The following is a 21,239-nucleotide window of genomic DNA, read 5'->3' on the forward strand; positions in this document are numbered from 1 at the left end:
TACGGATGACATGACAAAGGAGGGTTTGATGAATGCACAGCATGCTGGGTCTAATACTGTATCACTCGATCTCACGACTGACGGGTTTGCCCTCACTTATAAACAACGCGTGATTCTGCGCCACAGTGATAAGGTTCCCTGCTTGTGGATTGGCGCTGGCACGGCTGATATTGAGATGTTTCGTGGCAACTTTAGTATTAAGGATCTGCTGCGCGAGAAAATTACGCTGAAAAATATCACCGTTACAGCAAAAAACAACGGATGGGTAATTCGTTTCACCCGAGCCGATGACATAAATGCCACCCTCTTTATCAGTACCGATCAACAGGGCCGTCTGGAACTAAGGGTCAAAAATGACTCTCCATCCTACAACCGTATCTGGCTCCGATTAGCGGCCCAGCCAGATGATCACATTTATGGGGGCGGTGAACAGTTCTCCTACTTTGATTTACGTGGCAAACCTTTCCCACTGTGGACCAGCGAACAGGGTATTGGACGAAACAAAAAGCACCACATCACGTGGCTTGCTGACTGTCATGAGAATGCTGGGGGCGATTATTACTGGACTTTTTACCCACAGCCAACCTTTGTCAGTACTCAGAAGTATTACTGTCATATCGACAACACGTGCTATATGAATTTTGATTTCAGTGCGCCCGACTACCATGAACTGGCGTTCTGGGAAGACAACGCAACGCTGCGATTTGAATGCGCCGACACCTATATTGAGCTACTTGAAAAACTCACCGCTTTACTGGGCCGACAGCAAGAACTTCCAGACTGGGTCTACGACGGCGTCACGCTTGGTATTCAGGGCGGCACAGACGTTTGCCAGCAAAAGCTCGATTTAATGCGCAGCAGTGGTGTCAAAGTTAATGGCATCTGGGCGCAGGACTGGTCAGGATGCAGAATGACCTCCTTCGGCAAACGCGTCATGTGGAACTGGTCATGGGATCATGAGCGTTATCCACAGTTAGATAAGCGTATTCAGCAATGGGATCAGCAGGGGATTAAGTTCCTTTCCTATATTAATCCCTATGTCGCCAGTGACAAAAATCTCTGCAAAGAGGCAGCAGAACGCGGATTTCTTACCAAAGATGCCAATAATCTGGACTATCACGTCGAATTCGGTGAGTTCTACGCAGGTGTCATCGACCTGACGAACCCAGAAGCCTATGACTGGTATAAAGGGGTTATCAAAAAAAACCTGATTGAACTGGGTTGCGCGGGCTGGATGGCTGATTTCGGTGAATATCTTCCCACCGACACCTTTTTGTACAACGGCGTAAGCGCCGAGATAATGCATAACGCATGGCCAGTACTATGGGCAAAATGTAACTACGAGGCCTTACAGGAAACCGACAAACTTGGCGAAGTGCTGTTCTTTATGCGCGCAGGTTACACCGGTAGTCAGAAGTATTCCACCATGATGTGGGCTGGGGATCAGAATGTGGACTGGAGTCTGGACGATGGCCTCGCGTCCGTAATTCCTGCAGCGCTATCACTCGCAATGAGCGGGCATGGGTTGCATCACAGTGACATAGGCGGCTATACCACACTTTATGGAATGAAGCGCAGTAAAGAGCTGCTAATGCGCTGGTGTGAATTCAGTGCTTTCACTCCGATGATGCGTACTCATGAAGGAAATCGTCCTGCCGATAACTGGCAGTTTGATGGTGATAGCGAAACGATTGCCCACTTCGCACGCATGACCTCTATCTTCACCACCTTAAAACCTTACATCAAAGATGCCGTCTCGCAGAATGCACTCCGCGGTCTGCCGGTGATGCGCCCGTTATTTATTCACTATGAGGATGATCCACACACATACACATTGAAATATCAGTATCTATTTGGCCGCGACCTGTTGGTCGCTCCGGTTTATGAAGAAGGGCGCAGCAGCTGGACTGTCTATCTGCCTGAAGATGACTGGATCAGTATCTGGACTGGCGAAAGGTTCGCCGGCGGCGAGATTACCGTTTCGACACCCATTGGGAAACCGCCGGTGTTTTACCGTAAACAGAGCGAATGGTGCGTATTATTTGCCTCGCTTCGCCAGATTAACTCCTGAACATACAAGGATTAGTTATGGATTTCTTCACTCTATTTACGCCTGATGGCGTTGTGCTGGACTACACCACAGTGGCAATGGTTATCGCCATTATGTTCCTTTATACCTTCGTTGGCATCTGTGCAGGATTTGGCGGCGCACTGACCACAATGCCACTTATTACATTGCTGATACCTTTAAAAATGGCTGCACCGATGTCAGTGATTGTGGGTACGGCGACTGCTCTTTATGCAACATGGCTTTCACGCAAGGAGACCAACTGGAAATCGGCACTTGTGCTAATTATCTTTTCATTAGCTGGCATCCCCATAGGAATTTATGCCCTTTCATACCTACCCGATCACATTATGAAAATAGGGCTAGGCAGTTTCCTGATTCTTTACTCATTTTACAGCCTGTTCATTCCTCGCTTGCCAGTGTATGACAAAAACTGGATTGCAATGCCAACAGGGGTGATCGCTGGTGCACTGGGATCGGCGTTTTCCACAAATGGGCCACCGGTCGTAATTTACGGCATGCTTCGTAATCTTGCTCCTGCCGCTTTCCGCGGGACATTGAATGCTTTTTTTACCGCAAATAACATTGCCATCATTGGTGGGCTTACCAGTAGCGGAATCCTGACCATCTCCACCGTTAAGCTAGTAGCATTCTGCATACCGACCATGATTCTAGGGTCGCTGGTTGGACAATACGTGCACAAACGTATTCCTGTGAATACTTTCCGCGTTGTAGTGTTTTTGCTGCTGATTACCTCGGGTGCGATGCTTATTAAGGGCGCACTCGGGATCTCAACTCTCAGCGCTCTACTGCCAGTGTTTGCAGTATTAGGACTTCTGCATCTGGTGTTTGGGAAAAAGGTCGCCGCAATACGTGCAGAAGAACAGGCTAAGTCGCAAAAAAAAGAAGGTGAGAAGGATCATATTCAGTAGTAACCGTGTCTTTAAAGACATCACTTATGGAATGAGCTATGCCAACTAAAAATAGCGCTCTTCGGAGCGCTATGAGGGACGAATATGAATCGAAATCCTAGTCCGCTGACACTTAGGCTCAGCTTGCGTGAAAAGTTTTCTTATGGAATCGGAGATCTGGGCTCAAATCTCATGCTTGGTATCGGGACGCTATACCTTCTTAAGTTTTATACCGATGAGTTAGGGATCCCCGCAATTTACGGTGGGCTCATTTTTCTTATAGCCAAATTTTTTACTGCCTTTACCGATATGTTTACCGGTATGCTACTCGACTCGCGACGTAAAATAGGAGCACGTGGAAAATTCAGACCCTTTATCTTGTACGCCTCTGTCCCGGTCGCATTAATAGCAACAGTACAATTTGTCGCTACTGATTTTAATTTATCGGTTAAAACTACCCTCGCAACAATCTTTTTTATGCTGTTTGGACTTTTTTACAGCCTGATGAATTGTTCTTACGGAGCGATGGTACCGGCTATAACTAAAAACCCTGAAGAACGTGCGCATCTGGCGGCATGGCGTCAGGGAGGGGCAACGGTAGGTTTATTGTTATGCACCGTTGGATTTATGCCTATCCAGGCATTATTCACTGTTAGTACTTCGTTGGGTTATACTATCGCAGCACTAGTGTTTTCCATCGGTGGTCTGTTGTGTATGTGGTGGTGCTATAGCGGCGTAAAAGAACGATATACCGAAGCTATCCCCACTCATCATAAACCGGGGATAGTGGCATCGTTTTTTACGGTGTTTCAAAATCCACCGCTGCTGATTTTATGCATCGCTAATCTTTGTACGCTGGCTGCTTTCAATATTAAACTGGTGATCCAGGTTTACTACGCCCAGTATGTCCTAGAGGATCTTCAATTGCTGTCATGGATGGGTTTCTTCAGTATGGGTTGCATTCTGGTAGGTGTTCTGCTGGTACCTGGCGCTGTTAAGCAGTTTGGTAAGAAGCGAGTCTATCTCGGTGGCCTGTTGCTGTGGGCAATTGGTGACATGTTGAACTTTGCATTTGGAAACAGCTCCCTCTTATTCATAGGGTTCTCTTGCATAGCATTTTTCGGCACGGCGTTTGTAAACAGTCTGAACTGGGCTTTGGTACCTGACACCGTAGAGTATGGCGAGTGGAAAACGGGTGTTCGTACGGAGGGATCGGTTTATACAGGTTTTACCTTCTCGCGTAAGATTTCTGCAGCACTTGCCGGATTTTTGCCGGGTCTAATGCTAACCCATATTGGCTATATCCCACAAATAACGCAAAGCGACATGACTATTCAGGGGTTGCGGCAGTTAATTTTTCTCTGGCCCTGCGCGTTAGTCGTCATTGCGGCAATTATCATGGGGTTATTCTATAAGCTCAACGAGGTTAAGTTTAATCAGATTGTTGAAGCACTGGAACAGAGAAAACGAGATGCACTTCCTGCTATCCAAACTAAATAAAACCACTCATCAGCTTCAATATAAGCCATTACTCACAAGATGCTATATCATGCAAGTTATCTTAAAAGTAAGAAGTTAACCATTCATGAAAACAGTGATTAACGCCAGGTAAAATAATTAACTGTAATAATTTACTAGTCTTAGAAATTGATACTCCCTCTAATCAAGATTCCCCGAATCTTGTTATGTCACTATTATAGGGACCAGGTCACCTTTAAGCTGTAAATCCACTTTAACAGCTTATAGGGTGTAATATAAAATAACAGCTCAGAGGTTGTATTAATTTCAACTATAGCGGTCAGAGGCATAATGAAAAATGTTTATCCGGTAAGAACACTCAATCACTTACGCCCCCTGCTCATAGGTTTTCGCAAATCGCAAGGACTGACACAACAAGAAGTTGCTGAACAACTAGGCGTGACACAGCAGACATATGCTCGCCTGGAGACCAACCCTGCCAGTGTCAGTATTACACGTCTGTTTAGAGTGTTTACTGTTCTTGGGGTAGAAATTAACCTCTCCTCGGAGTCATGTTCCACAATCAGAAAAGAGACAGAAACAAACAGTGATTTTGTAAATTCGCCTGCCTGAAGGGAGAAATGGTAACGATATGAACCGAGCACAATAGAGTTTAGCGAGATGCATGAATGGCATACAAGCAGATGCCACCTCAGCACATAATCTCAGAATCATGGATTGAGGGCGTGTATTACATGAGCTCCACTTCTGCATACTCATGTATGCATACGTAGCCCGCACTCAATCGTTGCGAAACCCTTACAGCAAAAAGTATGCTCAATGCCACTTGAGTCATCGCCAGTAAAAACATTTAAAATCAATTAATTAAATTTAATAATAACATAACTTAATTATGAGAATCCCGATTAGTGACATAACTTTTTTATGATACTACACTGGAGGGCCCTGCTCTTTCTCTCAAAACAGCACAGTGTTCTCTCGGATTCGATCATTGTAGAAAGTGATGAACGCTAACCTTTGCCCTAGTAATACGTGATCGTCACATTCACTTTTGCCGTAAAATCCCCGGAAAAGGTATTGTCATTTGCGTCAGTTATCTCGGGGGCTGTCTGTATGGCCGCCGCCTGGAAAAACGCCGTATTCTTCCCTTTCTGCCCCACTCCGATATTCTGCTTCACGCCCATTCGCACCACTTTTCCTTCACTGTTATAGAGTCCCACTTCGAGGCCTTTTAGCTTTTGACCATTTTGATCGCTCACTGCCGAAATGGTCTCTCGTCCGGGCACAATGGTGTAGGGCTCATCAAAGGTAAACTCGACATTGTTGGTGTAGCTGCTGCAGGTAAAATCCATGCCAAAACGGGTCAGCTTCCCTTCCCGCGGGAAGGTACCGCTGCTGCTTTTGCGAAATTCCCCCAGGTCCACGGTCTGATGTTTGTTATCCAGCGAGCAGGACGGCGCTGCCATATAGACGCCCGACCCGAGCGGCACATCGACGCTTGAGGCGCCGCCCAGGCCGTCAATGGAGAACGTGAGGTGCGCCCCCGGCGGAATGACCGCTTCTGAGCGATAATCCACCCAGCCCAGTTTAATCAGCTCCACGCGCATCGATTCGATGGCAAAATTGTATTTGTTATCAAACCGGTACAGGGTTTTGCCGGCGTTGTACTGGGCACCAAACTGCACCAGCGTCGAGTCCTCTTTCCCGTTAATAATCGGGTATTCCACCCCGAGGCGTTTCCCCAGCACCATACGGGCAGACGGATAGCTGTCCGGCGGGGTCTCTTCGCTCAGCGACACCGCCTTGATGTACATCTTCATTTTGATGCCGTTGTTGGTGGTCTGCGCCTCCCCGGTCCAGTCCAGCGCCTTGTCATTCACCGTGCTGAGGCTGAGGGTGATGTTGCCGGCGAAATTCGCCGGGGCGTCCAGGTCCTGACCGTCCGAGGTACAGGACAGGCGCATGTTGGGCAGAAACTGCGCGTAGTCCAGCGACAGCACAACGGTGTAGTCGGGGGTGTTTTCATCCACCGCAATCGGGTTTTCCCGGGTAAAGGGGGCGAACGGCAGCGCCCCCCCGGTGTCAATATCACAGTGCAACGCCCCTGCCCAACTGAAGGCAGGCAGCAGACACAACAGCAGGCCACACCAGAGTTTCATAATCAGTGTCCGTCAGAATGTCAGGGACTGATGCTGAACCGGGGATTCCCCCCCGAAATCATTCATCAGCGAATAATTCAGCGTGCCCGCTTTACCGCTCACGCCCGCCGGCAGCGCGTAACGCATTTCGCCTTTGGCCGGCACCATGCTCCTTTTATCCGCAACGGGCTGCGCGCTGCCGCCAGTCGTGACCGAAAGCTCAGAGAAGCTGGCGTAATACTGCGTCGGGTTTTTCACTACCAGCCAGGCTTTGCCGCCGTCGTGGCTCACCTGCCACTGCAGTTTACTGACCGTCTCAGCCGGTTTTTCAGACAGCGTCGTCGGGCGCAGGAAGATTTTCAGACGCGTGCGCACTGCCACCTGCAGCTGGTTGCCTTTCACTTTGCTGACCGGCGGCACTTCCTGGATCCACAGCCAGTACACGGACTCCCGGTCCTGCGGAATGCGGCCCGGCAGGATAACCATACGCAGCTTGCCCTCGCGCCCGGCCCCGATTTTAAACAGCGGCGGCGTGAGGATGAGCGGCAGGTTTTTATCGCTGCCTTTCAGGTCCTCCACCCACGACTGGACCAGGTAGTCCTGGGTGGTGTCGTCGTTGAGTAATTTAATCGACGTTTCTTTATCACTTTCCAGCGCCACCACGCGGGTCAGCGCCGGGCGCACCGCCGCGGAGGCGGCATTCGTCAGTAACAGAAGGCTCATCAGAGCGGGAACGGCAAGTTTAGTGAATTTCATGATGTTCTCTGCTTAGCGGCAAACCGCATTAATTTGCTGGTACCAGGGCTCAGAAGGGCCGCCGGCATCCGGTAATGTGAACTGGCACTGAGCGTGATTGCCCAGATCCACATGCAGCGTTGCGCTCCCGTCGGCCAGAATGCCGTTGAGGTACAACAGTCCGTTATCGGCCACCATGCCGACCTGCTCCTTCTCCTGCCACGCACTGGCGCCAAACGGGGCGGGTTTGCCGTCCGGGAGTGATAACATCACGATCGCACGGCGTCCTACTTTGGTCTGAAAACGGCGCACAACCACGGCGCCGTGGGTCGGAATGACGTTCTGCCCGGCATCAACCAGCTCGACGTTGTCGGCGGCGTGACGCGTGTCGAGCGACAGCGGGTTATCACGATAGGCCGACACCGACGGCACCACGGCACGACCCCAGCGGTTGGTCGAGACCCCCGGCTGGCCTTCCACGCTGATGTCCCTGGCGCCCGGCGTTTCGATAATCGCGATGGTGTCCCCCAGCTGCTGCGAGAGTACGAGGCCGTCACCGTAGGCGACCACGCCGCCGGAGGCGCCTGCCGAGTACTGGCTGCTGCCCCGGCTGGTGCTGGCGCTGACGTTCATGTTGACCATGCTGTTGCGATACGCCATCGACGCGGCGGGCGAATACCCGCTGCTGTCGTGCTGAGCCGACACGGAATAGCTCAGGGCATTGTCCAGCTCCGTTCCGGACACCGTCGCCATCTGCGAGCCGCTGTCATGATTGCTGCTGTTGGTGCTCACCGACAGGGTGCGGCTGTTGCGGTCGCCCGCATCGAGCGGTATCGATAAGTTCAGCGAGAACTGGCGGTCAGCATCCGTATCGTCACCCGCGCCGGAATTTTTCTGATAGCTGTAGTTCAGGCTGACGTTCACGAATTTAATCATGAAGCTGTAGCCCAGCGTCAGGGAGGTGTCGCGCGCCTCCGAGTCGTAATAGCTGTCCTGTTGCAGGGTCAGATAGCCGTTGCCGAAATCGCCCATCCCCTGGTTAAGGGTGGCCTGCACCTCGTTTTTGCGGTGACTGCGGGTGTTGCTGTCGCCCCAGCGCCAGCTGGCATAGTCCGGGAAATCCATAAAATCTTTGCTCTGGTAGCGAAACCCCATCACCTGCAGTGAGGTATCGGTGCTGTCAAAACGCCGGGCGTACAGCAGGCGCAGCGCGCGGCCGTTGTCGCTGATGTTTTCGTCACCGGTGCTGTCGCTGTCAGTTGCCGTCTGGTGACGCTCCAGCGCCCAGTCGAGCGACACGCTGCCCAGCACGCCGAGGTTCACCGCACTGCTCAGGGCCATGGACTGGTACCCTTCCCCCGCCACAATCAAATCGCTCAGCGTGACCCGGTCCCAGCCGTACTGCAGGCTGCCCTGCGCCACGAGGGGCTGACAGGAAAGCCCGTCATCGCGGTAGCGCCCCGCGCTCAGGCTGTAGCGCCAGGTGCCGGGGCGCAGCATGTTCGGCAGCGCGGTGTACGGCACCGTGAACTGCTGCCTGCTGCCGTCGCTCTCCTCCACCGTGACATCCAGGTCCGCACCAATCTGGCCGTTATTCAAATCTTTAATCGCGAAGCTGCCGGGGGCGACGGTTTCGCTGTAGATAATGTTGCCGCGCTGGCGGATAACGATGCGGGCGTTACTGCGCGCCACGCCGCGGATCACCGGCGAGTAGCTAAAGGTGTCCGACGGCAGCATCTGGGCGTTGGTCTCCAGCGTCACACCGCGCAGGGGTAAAATCCCCAGCACGTCGCTGGAGGTGCTGGCATACACGTCCCCGGCGGTGAAGCGTGAGACCAGCGCCGCAATATCCCGCTCGGCATAGGCGCGGTCGTGGTTCTGCTCCCAGCCCAGGTCAGATTTGTTAAACGTATCAAAGCTGTAAAAACGCCAGCTCCCGAGATTCACCCCGGAGTTCAGGCTCAGGTAGGCATTGTCGCTGCTGCCAGAACCCGCATCGTCACTGTGGTTGTCAGTGTGATACACGTAGCCGGAGTAGCCCAGCCGCAGGGCATTGACCCCGTTATCCCACAGCGACGGGTCGATCATCTCAGTCTGCCCGGCCACGCTGGTCGCCGCCTGCGGGGCGCTGATAACCATCTGCTGCATTGACTCGTCGTAAGTGATCCGGGCGTCCGGCCATTTCTTGAGGAAGTCGTAGCAGGTTTCATTCCCCGCTTTCGCCAGTGCGTCGAGATGCGTGTCCAGCCCCATCTGATGCAGCAGCGCCTGGGTCAGACAGGGCGTGGCGCTCTCACCGGCTTTTGTGGCAATAAATTCAACTTTGGTTTTAAACAGAATATGGCCGTTAAGGACGATATCGGCGGTTTTCACCCCCGCTGCCACCTGGTCCGGGTGATAAAATTGCTCAGGTATTTCCTGGGAATCTTTGCGCAGGAAGTCTGCGTCAAAGGCGCTGTCACTGGCTGCTGCCTGAGAATAAGATGAAACTAAAGCAGACGCTAAAATGAAAGTCTTCATTATTAAATTGGAATGATATCTTTTCAAAAGAGGCCTGCTTTTTCATCACAATAATTAACCAGGAAATAAAGTAAATAAAGAGAGATTAATTATACGTAATATCGACAAAGGTTTTTGCTTTGACATTACCGGGGGTGACGGCCGGCGTGGCCGAGTTAGCTTTATAAGCCACTTTGAATTTAAGTTCGGTGTCGCCCGCACTTAATGCCTGAGATTTAGACGGCATACCGCCGTTAATATCAACCAGCGAGACACCATCATTCTCTAAAATAGCAACACCCACGCCATCAGCAGGGCCGTTGGTTTCGGTGTTCTTCAATATTTCGTTATCGAGGGTATCGGGCGTGCCGCTGAAAGCCACGCGGGCATTTTTCATGGTGGTGATATCACAATCCTGCAGATCGATAGTGAAATCCTTCATGCCTGCATAACCCCCTGCGCCATTAAAGGATTCAGGGCTTACGGTCGTCAGCGCCATCACTGAAGAGGTGGACGCCATACCGTTAAACCCCTTAAGAGTACAGGCCGATGCAGTCACTTTACCGGTGAAGGTGATGTCGCCATCCGCCGCAAAAGACGATAAAGGCGCCACACATAGCAATGACACAAGATATGTATTTAACTTTTTCATAAAACCACACTTAATAAGTAAAAGGGATATTCAATTAAGATTAATTGAATGAGTGACAATAGTATCCCTGGCGACTAAAACCATGTAGTGAGATATACTAAAGGACTTATGAAGGAGCGCTAACGCTAATAATTGAGTCACAACAAGCCAGAGATAACCCACTAAAAAAATGAAGCTTTTAAAATCCGTGACAGGAGCACCAAAGAAAATGACTGTAAATGCTAAACTGCATTTACACTTTTGCACCATGTTTATAACAAATTTTCACATGAATACATCAACGATAGTATACTGTTCGGCAATATACTCACTGTAACTATTCAGAAAAAAATGGGCATAACCTTTAATATGCGAACATCGCTTCAATACATTTTTTTAATTTTTTCTAACAAGCACTCTTTCTCGACAGGACGAAAAGGATCTTTCAGATAGTTGATATAAAGACGATTATTTTGAATATTTAACTTAAAGTTATAGCTTAATGTCTTTATGTTGAAGGCGAGGTTTAACTTCAAATAGATATTTAATGGCACAACACAAATCAACTCACTCACTTCAACGATCGCCAGGAGGTCAAGATAGTTATTGCTGCTAAACAGTGCGCAATGAACATTGCTAAATCTTGTTTGATTATCCACTCCAGACGGCGTCGTCTGAACAGCATGTTTCTCCTGACAGAACTCTTTATGGGTAATTGACTGAGAGAGTCTGGGATGGGTATTGCTACAAACAATAACATAATCCTCTTTGAACAATCGCTTAGAACAAATATCCTCATGTTCAAGCGGAGAATAATCCAAAACGACATCCGCTTTATTATTAAGAAGAATATCCGTTTTATTCTGCACCGTTGATGGAAGCGGTATATGTACCAATGGGAATGGTGCTAAATTCTGCATTGACAGAAAAGCAAGAGGCGTCACTATGGTAGCGATATGTGATTCACAGGAAAATACAAAACGGATGTTGCCTTGCTCATCATTGGTCAAGACGCTATCAGGTTGAGGCGTGTTCATAAATGCCTGCATTTCACTATGTAACAGAAGGGCGAAAGCAGTAGGCACCATCGTTTTCTTATCATGTATAAATAGCAGATCATTATATAAAACCCGAAGTTTTCTTATCGCAAAATGGACACTCGAGTAAGAGATATTCAACAAAGCGGCGGCATGGCTCAGATTTTGGGTTTTCATTACCATATCAAATATTTTAAGTCGTTCGGCTTCTACCTTTTCAGTTTTAAAAGAGAGCATAAAACATTCCTTGCCTTACCTTCAATGGTTTATATTTTATAGAGCGTTACTTCGTCCCTTTGGAACGTTCTTTTTTATTGAAAATAATCTTTCTGGAACCATGTTGTTCAGTAGTGGGTTAACTCATTAAGTATTACAGTTACTCTGGCAGCGAAAATATACTCGTGGGTTACCACCAAACGTTTCAAAAATCGTTACCAGAATAGTGATAATTCGCTTGTGCTGCCTGAATGGAGATATCCTGTAAAAGTTTTCCCGCCGCATCTTTGCTGGACAAATCAATGGCGCCGTCTTCTGTAAGTTGAAATGGATTATTCAGGAAACATTGATAGCAGTATAGTCAGCAATACTTACAAATGCATTAAGCTTAACTTAAAACACATGGATATTGATTTGCCAATATCACCCTTAACCTACTGATAAATATAAATACTTGTAACTACCCGTCAACGCCCGGCTGTTTTTTTGAACACCGTAAAAGAAGGTGGCCTCTTTTATTTTCTTAAACAGACAGTTACACTCAAAGCGTTAATGTTAAGCGAAAAAACAATATTAGATTTATCGGTAAATAAAAGCAGGTTAACTAAAACCTTTTGAAATAAAACGGATTACTGTTTCGTTATCTAATCCTTAGGAATAGTGGGTTAAAGAAGTAGAAAAAATATCTTTTAACCGTTCTTTTTAGGGACTTTAACCATGGAACATTAAAAAAAGTCATCATTAAAAGGTAAATTATTATTGACTCCGTTCTAAGGACTACGATTTTCTCCTTTTCTTGTTTATAAAAAACATCCAGGAGGCAAAAGGAGAAAATGGGTATATGAGTTTATGATGGCTCAGACGCTATCCCGGAGCCCATTCCTGATGCCGACACTGAACTTGTTTCAGTTCCGGCCATGGAACTCGCCCCTGTCCCGCGCCCGGCATTCAACGCCTTCGATGGAAACAGGCTATGGCGTAAAGAGGCGGCGTCTTTGTGGTTGGATACTGTCGTCAAGGTGGATAGCGCTAATGCAAATGTGAAAGTGTCTTTCTAAGGCCACGTGAGAAGAGAACCGGGCTGTCGCTATGCTATTCTCTATGTGAATATATCGCAGAGTGAAGTTACCGCTTTTGTTTATCAGTCAGGGAATTGAAAATGACAGAAAACTCGCTTATCGCAAATATCAGTAGGGTCAAAGGATTTGATTTAAATCTTCTTTTAATCTTTGAAGCCATTTATGTTCACAAAAGCGTTTCTAAGGCGGCAGAACTGCTGTGCGTTAGCCCATCGGCTGTCAGCCAGTCACTGACGAAGCTACGCAGTTTTTTCTCCGATCCCCTTTTTATCCGCGAAGGGAGAGGACTTGTGGCAACCACTATTGCAGAGAATTTGCACAATCAATTACGTGCAGGTTTCAGGCAACTGCTGGGTAGCCTTGATTACTTCAAAGATACCACCACCCGAAGCAAATTTGTGATCCACTCAACTCCCTATGCCGCGATGCGTATCTTGCCTGATGTCAGCGCAGAGGTACTTAAGGAAGGGCTTAATTGCGAAATAAGCCATATTAGCGCTGACGCCCTTCTGGACACCATTGAAGATGCGTTGACCTACCGCAAAGCAGATATCGTATTTGATACAAAGCCTTATTATAATTTTTCTACTGTCGTAGAGCCGTATCTTGTTGAGCGGACTGTTCCTATTTGCCGAGTAGACCATCCAAGGCTAAATAAGACGCTGACATACGAGGAGATGGCGTTCGAAACCTCCAGTTTCCTGAATGCCGGTTCTGAAAACGTCAAGCGCGCTCAGACAGGAATTATGGAGTTTTTAGGCGATCGCAACTTTTTCTTTAGCAGCAGTTCTATTATTGTTAACGCCGCCATCGTAGAAAAATCGGATGTGGTCAGTTTCGTACCCGCCTGGTTTGCTGAAAAATTTGCATCAAGCTTTAACATCAAAGTATTGGATTGTCATTTTAGCGTCGAACCTGTCACCATGTATATGACATACAATAAAGCGTCATTAAAGAGTCCACATTTCCTCGAACTTTTAGAGGTCCTTAATAAGTTCAAAGAACTGTGAATGAAAGGGAATAGCCTGCACTATGGCTAAGGCTATTTCCTTTCTAATACCACAACCGTTATCCTGTTTAACATTCACTTTCTAGCGCATCATTTCTATTTTCTTGAGTAGGTCATTCTTGTCTTTTTGTCTCGAGGGATCTTTTAAGTAGTTGATATATAAACTTGTTTTTTTGACATTTAATTTGAATTTATAATTTAATGGCTTGATATCAAAAGAGGCGTGAAGCTTCAAATAAATATTTAATGGGATGACACAGATAATATCACTCACCTCCACCATTGCCAGCAGGTCAAGATAGTAATGGCTGGCAAAAAATACATTTTCAGTATCTATTAAGTTATCAATGCTTGAGGAACAACCTAGCGCCGCCTGTTTCTCATGGGAAAACTCTTTTAGCGAGATCGAATTCGAAAATCTGGGATGATCGTTACGGCAAACAATCGCATAATCCTCCTTAAACAGTCGCTTGAAGAAAATGTCTTCATGTTGAATAGGCTCATAATCAAAAATCACATCAGCCTTATTGTTCAATAACAAATCGACCCTGGCCTCTGGCGAAACAGGAAGAGCCATATGCTCCAGGGGAAAGAGGATTGACTGCTCCATCAACAAATAGGTTACGGGAATCACTGTTGCAGCGATATGCGGCGCGCACGCAAAGATGAAACGATGTTTGTCTGTCTCAACATGAGCAGGCTGTATCTCCTGCTGGTTTTTCAATATCGCCAGGGACTCGGTATGCAATCGCTTTGCAAATTCTGTCGGCACGAGCAAACTCTTATCGCGAATAAAAAGCACATCGTTATATAAAAGTCTTAATTTTTTTATAGCCAGATAGACGCTAGAGTGCGAAACATTCAAAGCCAGAGCCGTCTGGCTCATGCTTTTCGTTTTCATCACTGTATCAAAAATACGTATGCGACCGACTTCTGCTTTACTTAATTTATGATGAATCATTAATAATCTTCCATAATCAATTAGCGTTCATTTGAGATTTCTAAATCCTTTATGCCTCTCGCTAAACGGGTCACAACCTGTAAAAAAATTTTACGGTTCCAGGCGGACAGTTAACTCTTTCTATTACTCATCTTGATATCACTCTTTCTTAAACGTAACGGGCAACGTCCTCGCACGCGCCATACCCTTTGCATCCGTTAATATCATTTGCTGTCGTTAAATTTCCGCTGTGCTGATTCCCACGCCAGCATGAAAACTAAAAGGAAAGCGCAGGTACCAGAGGGCATGCAATTGAAATAGTTGCTCAATATCACACGCCGGGCATTAATTGTACTACCACAAAGGCCAGTTGAGGTTCAACGCCTGGCTATAGGTGAATGTCAGGGTGAGTGGCAGTGGTATATCAAAGCTGGCGAGGCTGTTACGCCTCCTGTGTACGTGTAAGCACTTTTCAAAAGATTAATTATCATTGTTTATGATTCTGAATATTTATTGATCCACGGTCAGAAAAAACCTTCTAAAATGGAAGTTTGCGGACTATACAAAAGATATCTCTTTACAAGAGTAAATTAATAACGCTCCCCTGTCTGCACTATCACTCTTAAGTTTTGCTTAATGACTATTTATTAGCCCTTTCATGTGGTGGGTGCTCCTGTATAAACGGCCTGTGCTTGATAACTTTACGCATGAATCTCTCCGGAAGTTTATCGGCGGTCTCAATTATGTTCCTAAATTTAATCAGTGCTGGCAGGGGCTCTCTGCGCGCCGGACTATCCTCAGCTATTTCCTGGTGCTGGTATCACCGATAAGTGTTACAGCTTCAGCGCTCTGGCCATAAAGCGTCAAACATAGCTAAAAAAAAGCCCCCTGTGAAAACTATTCGCAGGGGGCTTTTACCGATTCAGTGCGCGCAGCCGTCACCGCACGCGAAAAAGACTTTCCACTTGCCCGATATAAATCCTGTTATCAGACGCTTTTCCTTCTACGACAAAGCAAACACCCTGGTTGATATTGTCTGCCTGACGTTACCCGGCAATTAAGATTATCCTTTCAATTGATTCTGGCGATATTCACCCTGACGCTCCAGCATCCAGCCCGGATATTCCCGCGGCAGCGCGCTGACGGTGTCGAGCTGTTTCAGTTCGTCATCACTCAGGCGAATATTCGTTGCGGCAATGTTGTCATCCAGCTGATCCACGCGTTTGGCTCCGATGATAACGCTGCTCACCACTTTCTGATGCAGCAGCCACGCCAGCGCGATTTGCGCGACTGAAACGCCCTTGCTTTCGGCTATGGTGCGCATCACGTCCACGCAGTCGAACGCGCGCTCTTTTTCCACCGGCGGGAAATCGAACGCCAGACGACGTCCACCCGCCTCGCTCTGGCCGTCACGACCGTATTTGCCGCTCAGCAAACCACCCGCTAGCGGGCTCCAGACCATCAGACCGACGCCTTCGCTTTGCAGCATCGGCACCAGTTCACGTTCCAGATCGCGCCCAGCAATGGTGTAGTACGCCTGTAGCGAGGCAAAACGCGCCAGCCCGAGACGCTCGGAGATCCCCAGCGCTTTCGCAATCTGCCATGCCGCCCAGTTAGAGACACCGATGTAGCGCACATGTCCATGTTGCACCAGATTATCGAGGGCGTAGAGCGTCTCTTCGATCGGCGTTGCCGGATCGAAACCGTGCAGTTGATAGAGATCGATATGATCGAGCTGCATACGGCGCAGGCTCTCTTTAACGCTGCTGATGATGTGATAACGAGAACTGCCGCGTGAGTTGACGCCTGCGGTGCCGGTTTCACCGAACACTTTGGTGGCGACAACGACGTTTTCACGCGGGATTTTGAGGTTTTTCAGCGCCTGGCCGGTAATCTCCTCCGAGCGCCCTTCTGAATAGACGTTCGCAGTGTCGATAAAGTTAATTCCGGCATCCAGCGCACGGCCAACCAGTTTTTCCGCATCGCTCTGCTGAAGCTGGCCGATTTTTCCCCACATGCCACCTTCCCCGCCGAAGGTCATGGTGCCAAGGCAAAGCTCAGAAACAAACAGACCGGTATTGCCCAGTTTTTGATAACGCATATGACGTTCCTCACAATGTTCGTTTGTTGGGTGCCGGACAGTTATACCCCGCGCCTGCAAAACGCGAATGTGGCGTTCCTGTTTGTTTCTTGCCCAATCCTCTGAACGTTATCCGCGCGGGGCGTCGCCAAACACCGAATAGTCCGGCAAATTCACCTGCTGATACGGCTCCCAGCCTCCGCCGAGGGCCTTGTAGAGTGCCACCAGATCGAGAGCACTCTGCACCTGCGACTGCGCACGCTGCTGCTGCGCCTGAGCCAGCTGGCGCTGAGCATCCAGCACGTCGATAAAGCTGGCGATCCCCTGACGATAGCTGTCGCTCGCCAGATCGAACGCGTTTTGCAGCGCGTCGATGGTTTTGCCTAAGCCCGCTTCCCGCTGCTGGTCCGTGCGATAGCTCACCAGCGCGTTTTCCACATCGCCGAGCGCGGTGAGTACCGTCTGACGATAGTCGAGCACGGCGGCGCCCTGCTGCGCGCGCGCCACTTTGACGCTCGAAACTAACCGCCCGCCCTGGAAAATCGGGATCGATACCTGCGGACCGACGCTATAGAAATGGCTGCTCCAGTCGGTGAGCCAGTTGGTTTCACTGTTGCGCAGGCCAAACTGGCCGGAAAGCGACACGCTCGGGAACAGCTCGGCGACGGAGACACCAATTTGCGCCGTCGCGGCGTGAAGATTGGCTTCCGCCTCGCGCACGTCCGGGCGGCGACGGGCGAGCGTCGACGGAATACCTGTCGGCACAATGTCTGGCAATGCGGGCAGCAGCTGAGCGGAACGCAGCTCGCTGTCCAGCGCACCCGGCGGTTTACCCAGCAGAATCGCCAGACCGTTCATCGCCTGACGCTCCTGGGCCTGATATTGCGGCAGTTGCGCTTCCAGATTGCCCAGCTGCGCGCGGGCGTTTTCCACGTCCATCTGCGGTGACAGACCGCCACGCTGGCGGCTTTCGGTCAGATCGAGCGTTTGCTGTGCGCTCTCAATTTGCGTATTGAGCGTCGCCATCACGCTTTGCGCCCCGCGCAGTTGCAGCCAGGCCCGCGCCACCTCGGCTTCCAGTGAGACCAGGGCGTCGTTGCGCTGTTCAATAGCCGCACGCTGCTGGGCTTCGGCACCTTCCACCTGACGGCGCACTTTGCCCCACAGATCGAGTTCCCATTGGGCATCAAAACTTCCCTGATAGAGATTTATCGGCTGGGTGAGCGGCCCCAGCGCCCCTTTCAGATCGGGATCAACGTCATCCAGCTGATCGTAAACGCCATGCGATTTTAGCTCCCCCTCCAGCCCCAATTGCTGGCGGGTCGCCTGCAGATTACCGTTCACCGAGGGATAAAACGCCCCGCCCGCCTGGTTTATCTGTTCGCGGGCACCGGCGATGCGCAGGACGGTTTGCTGCAGCGAGAGGTTTCCGGCAATCGCCCGCTCAACCAGGCTGTCGAGCTGCGCGGAGCCAAACGTTTTCCACCAGCGCGGGTTTACCGCGCTGCTCTGCGTTTGAGACTTCACGCTCGCATCGCCAGGATCGTTCCATGTCGTAGGCGTCTGCGGTGCGGGCGGCTGGTAATCAGGCCCTACGGCGCACCCCGCTAACAGCAGCATTAAAAACAGGGGGGATAAACGTCTGTACATCATCAATGTGCTCCTGCACTCCCCTCGCTTTTCACCGGCGAGAGCAACAAACAAAACGGGATCAGTAATAGCGCCACCGCGCTCAGGATCGTGAAAACGTCCACGTAGGCCAGGAAGCGCGACTGTTCAATCATGGTCTGGTACATGCGTCCGGTGGCGATATCCAGCGGATTGCCGACCTGAGTAGTGAAGTTCTGAATGGCCTGCGCCGACTCCCGCAGCGCCAGCTGGAACTGCTCATTAAAGGGCGACGCGTGATAGGCCAGATGCGCGCTATGCGTCTGCGCACGCTCCGTGATTGCGGCGGTAGACAGCGAGATCCCAATCGAACCCGCGACGTTACGGAACATGGTAAACAGCGCGGCGGCGTCGGCGTTAAGCCGCCTCGGTATCGAAATAAACGCAATGGTAGTGAGCGGAACAAACAGGAACCCCAGCCCGAACGACTGGGCGCTACGAAACAGCACCAGGGTTTCGAAATCGATATCCGGCGTTAAGGTTCGCGACCAGAAGAACGACACCGCGAGACAGGCAAAACCAAAAGCGATGATCCAGCGCGTCTGCACGACGGGCATCAGCTTTAACACCAGCGGAATGGTCAGGACAATCAGCACCGCACCGGGCGAGAGCACCATCCCCGACCAGGTGGCGGTGTAACCCAAATCCTGCTGGGCAAGCTGCGGGATCACAACCGAACTGCCGTACAAAATCATCGCCATTCCGGCCATTAAGAGGCTGGCGACGGCAAAGTTTTTGTCCTTCATGCAGCGCAGATCGACCACCGGTTTTTTGGCATACAGGAGCCAGTAAATCGCACCGATAATGCCAATAAGCGTCAGTACCGCAAAGGTGCGGATAAAGTTTGAATAGAACCAGTCGTCATCTTCGCCGCGATCGAGCATCACCTGCAGACAGCCGAGGCCCAGGGCGATAAGGCCAATCCCGGTCCAGTCGATACTCAGTTTCTCTTCGGATTTACGCTCCCAGGGCGGATCTTCCAGCAGCTGATAAATCGCCAGTACCGTCACGATCCCAACGGGAATATTGATAAAAAAGACCCAGCGCCAGGAGTAGTTATCGGTGATCCAGCCGCCGAGCGTCGGCCCCAGCACCGGGGCGACGATGATCGCAATCGACGACAGGCCAAAGGCTTTGCCGCGATCCTCGGGTTTGAAGTAATCGAGCAACACCGACTGCTGCGTTGGCTGGAGCCCGCCACCAAAAAAGCCCTGCATGATGCGAAACAGAATGATTTGCCACAGCTCCGTCGCGATGCCACACAGAAAGGAGCAGATGGTGAACATCACGATACAGATCAGGAAGAACTGCTTGCGCCCAAACACCCGGCTCAGAAACGCGGAGATGGGCAGCACAATACCGTTGGCAACCAGATAGCTGGTGAGCACCCAGGTCGACTCGTCGTAGCTTGCCGAGAGCGAGCCTGCCACGTGCGGCAGCGCCACGTTAACGATGGTGGTATCAAGGATCTCCATAAACACCGCGAGCGTGACCACAATCGCCACCGCCCAGGGATTACTGGCGGGCCGCCAGTTGTCGTGGCTGTGTTCCGTCATTCCAGCGTAACCTTCGGCTCAACGGAAAGGCCCAGCGGCAGAGGCATGTTCGGGTCCAGCCCTTTGTCGATCACGATTTTCACCGGGACGCGCTGCACGATTTTCACAAAGTTGCCGGTAGCGTTTTCCGCCGGGAAGGCCGAGAAACGCGCGCCGCTCCCCTGCTGAATACTGTCGATATGCCCTTCCAGCTTCATGTCCGGCCAGGCATCAACGGTGATCGCCACTTTATTGCCCGGACGCATACGCTCAAGCTGCGACTCTTTAAAGTTCGCCACCACCCAGATATCCGGTGAGACCAGCGAAAAGAGCGCCGTTCCGGCCTGCACCAGGGTACCCGGCTGGACGTTACGTTTGGTGACAAACCCATCAAACGGGGCGCGCACTTCGGTGTAAGAGAGATTCAGCGTGGCGGTTTCGAGCTGAGCTTTTGCCTGATCGACCTGGCGTTCACGCGCTTCGACGTTGGTTTCCTGCTGGCGGATCTGGAGCTGGACCTGTTCCGCCACTTCCAGCTGTGCCTGGGCGCTGGCCAGACCGGCCTGAGCGCTGCGCAGCTGGGCGTTTGCAGAATCAATGCTTTGTTGCGTGGTGGCGCGCGGATCGACACCGCGCTGACGGCGATATTCAGCCTGCGCGTTCGCCATATCCGCCTGCGCTTTCAGCACCTGCGCTTTCGCTTCGTCCCGCTGGGCCGGATATTGCACTTTTGAGAGCGCCAGCTGAGCCTGCGCCTGGTGCAACTGCGCCACGGCCAGCCCTAACTGCGCCTGCGCCTGATCGCGCTGAGCGGTGGTGTCACGCGGATCGATAACGACCAGCAGATCGCCCTTTTTCACCCGCTGATTATCACGCACGCGCAGTTCGGTAACGTAGCCCGCCGCTTTCGGGGCAATAGTCACCACATCTGCATCGGTAAACGCATCGTCGGTGGTCTCTTCATTTCGGGTCAGAAGCCACCACACCAGCGCCACGATAACCATGATGACCACCACTATCCCAAGGATAATGAGGGGCTTTTTACCCGGGCGTTTGCGCTCGCTTTTTTCGTTTTGATCTGCGCTTTCGTTTTGTTCCGCGTTTTCGTTTGTCTCTGCCATATGCCAACAACGTTCCTGTCAGTGAACGGCATCACAGTTATGCCGTTCACTAAAGTTAGGACGTTGCTATACATTTGCCAGGAAAAGCTGACA

15 protein-coding genes are annotated in these 21,239 nt (G+C 50.5%); 5 read left to right on the plus strand and 10 right to left on the minus strand.

Features of this window, described 5'->3' with window-relative positions; translation table 11 throughout:
• The first annotated feature begins 28 nt into the window (after positions 1-28).
• From ABIE11_RS08580 to ABIE11_RS08595, 4 genes are all read left to right on the plus strand, one after another.
• Positions 29-2,071: an alpha-glucosidase gene (locus ABIE11_RS08580; protein WP_429184328.1), complete on the plus strand. Its 2,043-nt coding sequence runs from the start codon at positions 29-31 to the stop codon at positions 2,069-2,071.
• A gap of 17 nt (positions 2,072-2,088) precedes the next feature.
• Positions 2,089-3,000, plus strand: a complete 912-nt coding sequence (locus tag ABIE11_RS08585) for a sulfite exporter TauE/SafE family protein (RefSeq protein WP_129034283.1) — start codon at positions 2,089-2,091, stop codon at positions 2,998-3,000.
• An 84-nt stretch (positions 3,001-3,084) separates the two neighbouring features.
• Entirely contained in the window at positions 3,085-4,479 is a 1,395-nt protein-coding gene (locus ABIE11_RS08590; protein WP_324119132.1) for an MFS transporter, read from the plus strand.
• 309 nt (positions 4,480-4,788) lie between these two features.
• Positions 4,789-5,070, plus strand: a complete 282-nt coding sequence (locus ABIE11_RS08595) for a helix-turn-helix domain-containing protein (protein WP_429184329.1) — start codon at positions 4,789-4,791, stop codon at positions 5,068-5,070.
• A gap of 410 nt (positions 5,071-5,480) precedes the next feature.
• Here ABIE11_RS08595 and ABIE11_RS08600 read toward each other — a convergent pair whose 3' ends face one another.
• The 5 genes from ABIE11_RS08600 to ABIE11_RS08620 form a co-directional block, all read right to left on the minus strand.
• Entirely contained in the window at positions 5,481-6,617 is a 1,137-nt protein-coding gene (locus ABIE11_RS08600; RefSeq protein ID WP_429184330.1) for a fimbrial protein, read from the minus strand.
• A 12-nt stretch (positions 6,618-6,629) separates the two neighbouring features.
• Positions 6,630-7,352, minus strand: coding sequence for a fimbrial biogenesis chaperone (locus ABIE11_RS08605; protein WP_232730984.1), 723 nt, complete (start codon positions 7,350-7,352; stop codon positions 6,630-6,632).
• A 12-nt stretch (positions 7,353-7,364) separates the two neighbouring features.
• Positions 7,365-9,851, minus strand: a complete 2,487-nt coding sequence (locus ABIE11_RS08610; protein WP_429184331.1) for a fimbria/pilus outer membrane usher protein — start codon at positions 9,849-9,851, stop codon at positions 7,365-7,367.
• 85 nt (positions 9,852-9,936) lie between these two features.
• A complete protein-coding gene (locus ABIE11_RS08615) occupies positions 9,937-10,482 on the minus strand; it encodes a fimbrial protein (RefSeq protein ID WP_319423795.1) in 546 nt (181 codons plus the stop codon).
• A 362-nt stretch (positions 10,483-10,844) separates the two neighbouring features.
• On the minus strand, positions 10,845-11,735 hold the full coding sequence (locus tag ABIE11_RS08620; RefSeq protein WP_429184332.1) for a LysR family transcriptional regulator: 891 nt from the start codon (positions 11,733-11,735) through the stop codon (positions 10,845-10,847).
• A gap of 1,138 nt (positions 11,736-12,873) precedes the next feature.
• Here ABIE11_RS08620 and ABIE11_RS08625 point away from each other — a divergent pair.
• On the plus strand, positions 12,874-13,803 hold the full coding sequence (locus tag ABIE11_RS08625) for a LysR family transcriptional regulator (RefSeq protein ID WP_194514146.1): 930 nt from the start codon (positions 12,874-12,876) through the stop codon (positions 13,801-13,803).
• 81 nt (positions 13,804-13,884) lie between these two features.
• On the opposite strand, the gene ABIE11_RS08630 is transcribed toward ABIE11_RS08625, so the two are convergent.
• From ABIE11_RS08630 to ABIE11_RS08650, 5 genes are all read right to left on the minus strand, one after another.
• The gene (locus ABIE11_RS08630; RefSeq protein WP_429184333.1) at positions 13,885-14,763 is read right to left on the minus strand and encodes a LysR family transcriptional regulator; all 879 of its coding nucleotides are present in this window, start codon (positions 14,761-14,763) and stop codon (positions 13,885-13,887) included.
• A gap of 1,042 nt (positions 14,764-15,805) precedes the next feature.
• Complete coding sequence (locus ABIE11_RS08635; RefSeq protein ID WP_429184334.1) at positions 15,806-16,843, minus strand: aldo/keto reductase; 1,038 nt, start codon at positions 16,841-16,843, stop codon at positions 15,806-15,808.
• A gap of 108 nt (positions 16,844-16,951) precedes the next feature.
• Positions 16,952-18,475, minus strand: coding sequence for an efflux transporter outer membrane subunit (locus ABIE11_RS08640; RefSeq protein ID WP_429184335.1), 1,524 nt, complete (start codon positions 18,473-18,475; stop codon positions 16,952-16,954).
• Complete coding sequence (locus ABIE11_RS08645) at positions 18,475-20,046, minus strand: DHA2 family efflux MFS transporter permease subunit (protein ID WP_429184336.1); 1,572 nt, start codon at positions 20,044-20,046, stop codon at positions 18,475-18,477. The genes ABIE11_RS08640 and ABIE11_RS08645 overlap by 1 nt, the downstream gene beginning before the upstream one ends.
• On the minus strand, positions 20,043-21,146 hold the full coding sequence (locus ABIE11_RS08650; RefSeq protein WP_100777097.1) for an HlyD family secretion protein: 1,104 nt from the start codon (positions 21,144-21,146) through the stop codon (positions 20,043-20,045). The genes ABIE11_RS08645 and ABIE11_RS08650 overlap by 4 nt, the downstream gene beginning before the upstream one ends.
• Between the last annotated feature and the right edge of the window lie 93 nt (positions 21,147-21,239).

The sequence above is a fragment of the Lelliottia sp. 489 genome (assembly GCF_050435885.1).
In the GTDB taxonomy this organism is placed as follows: Bacteria; Pseudomonadota; Gammaproteobacteria; order Enterobacterales; family Enterobacteriaceae; genus Enterobacter; species Enterobacter nimipressuralis.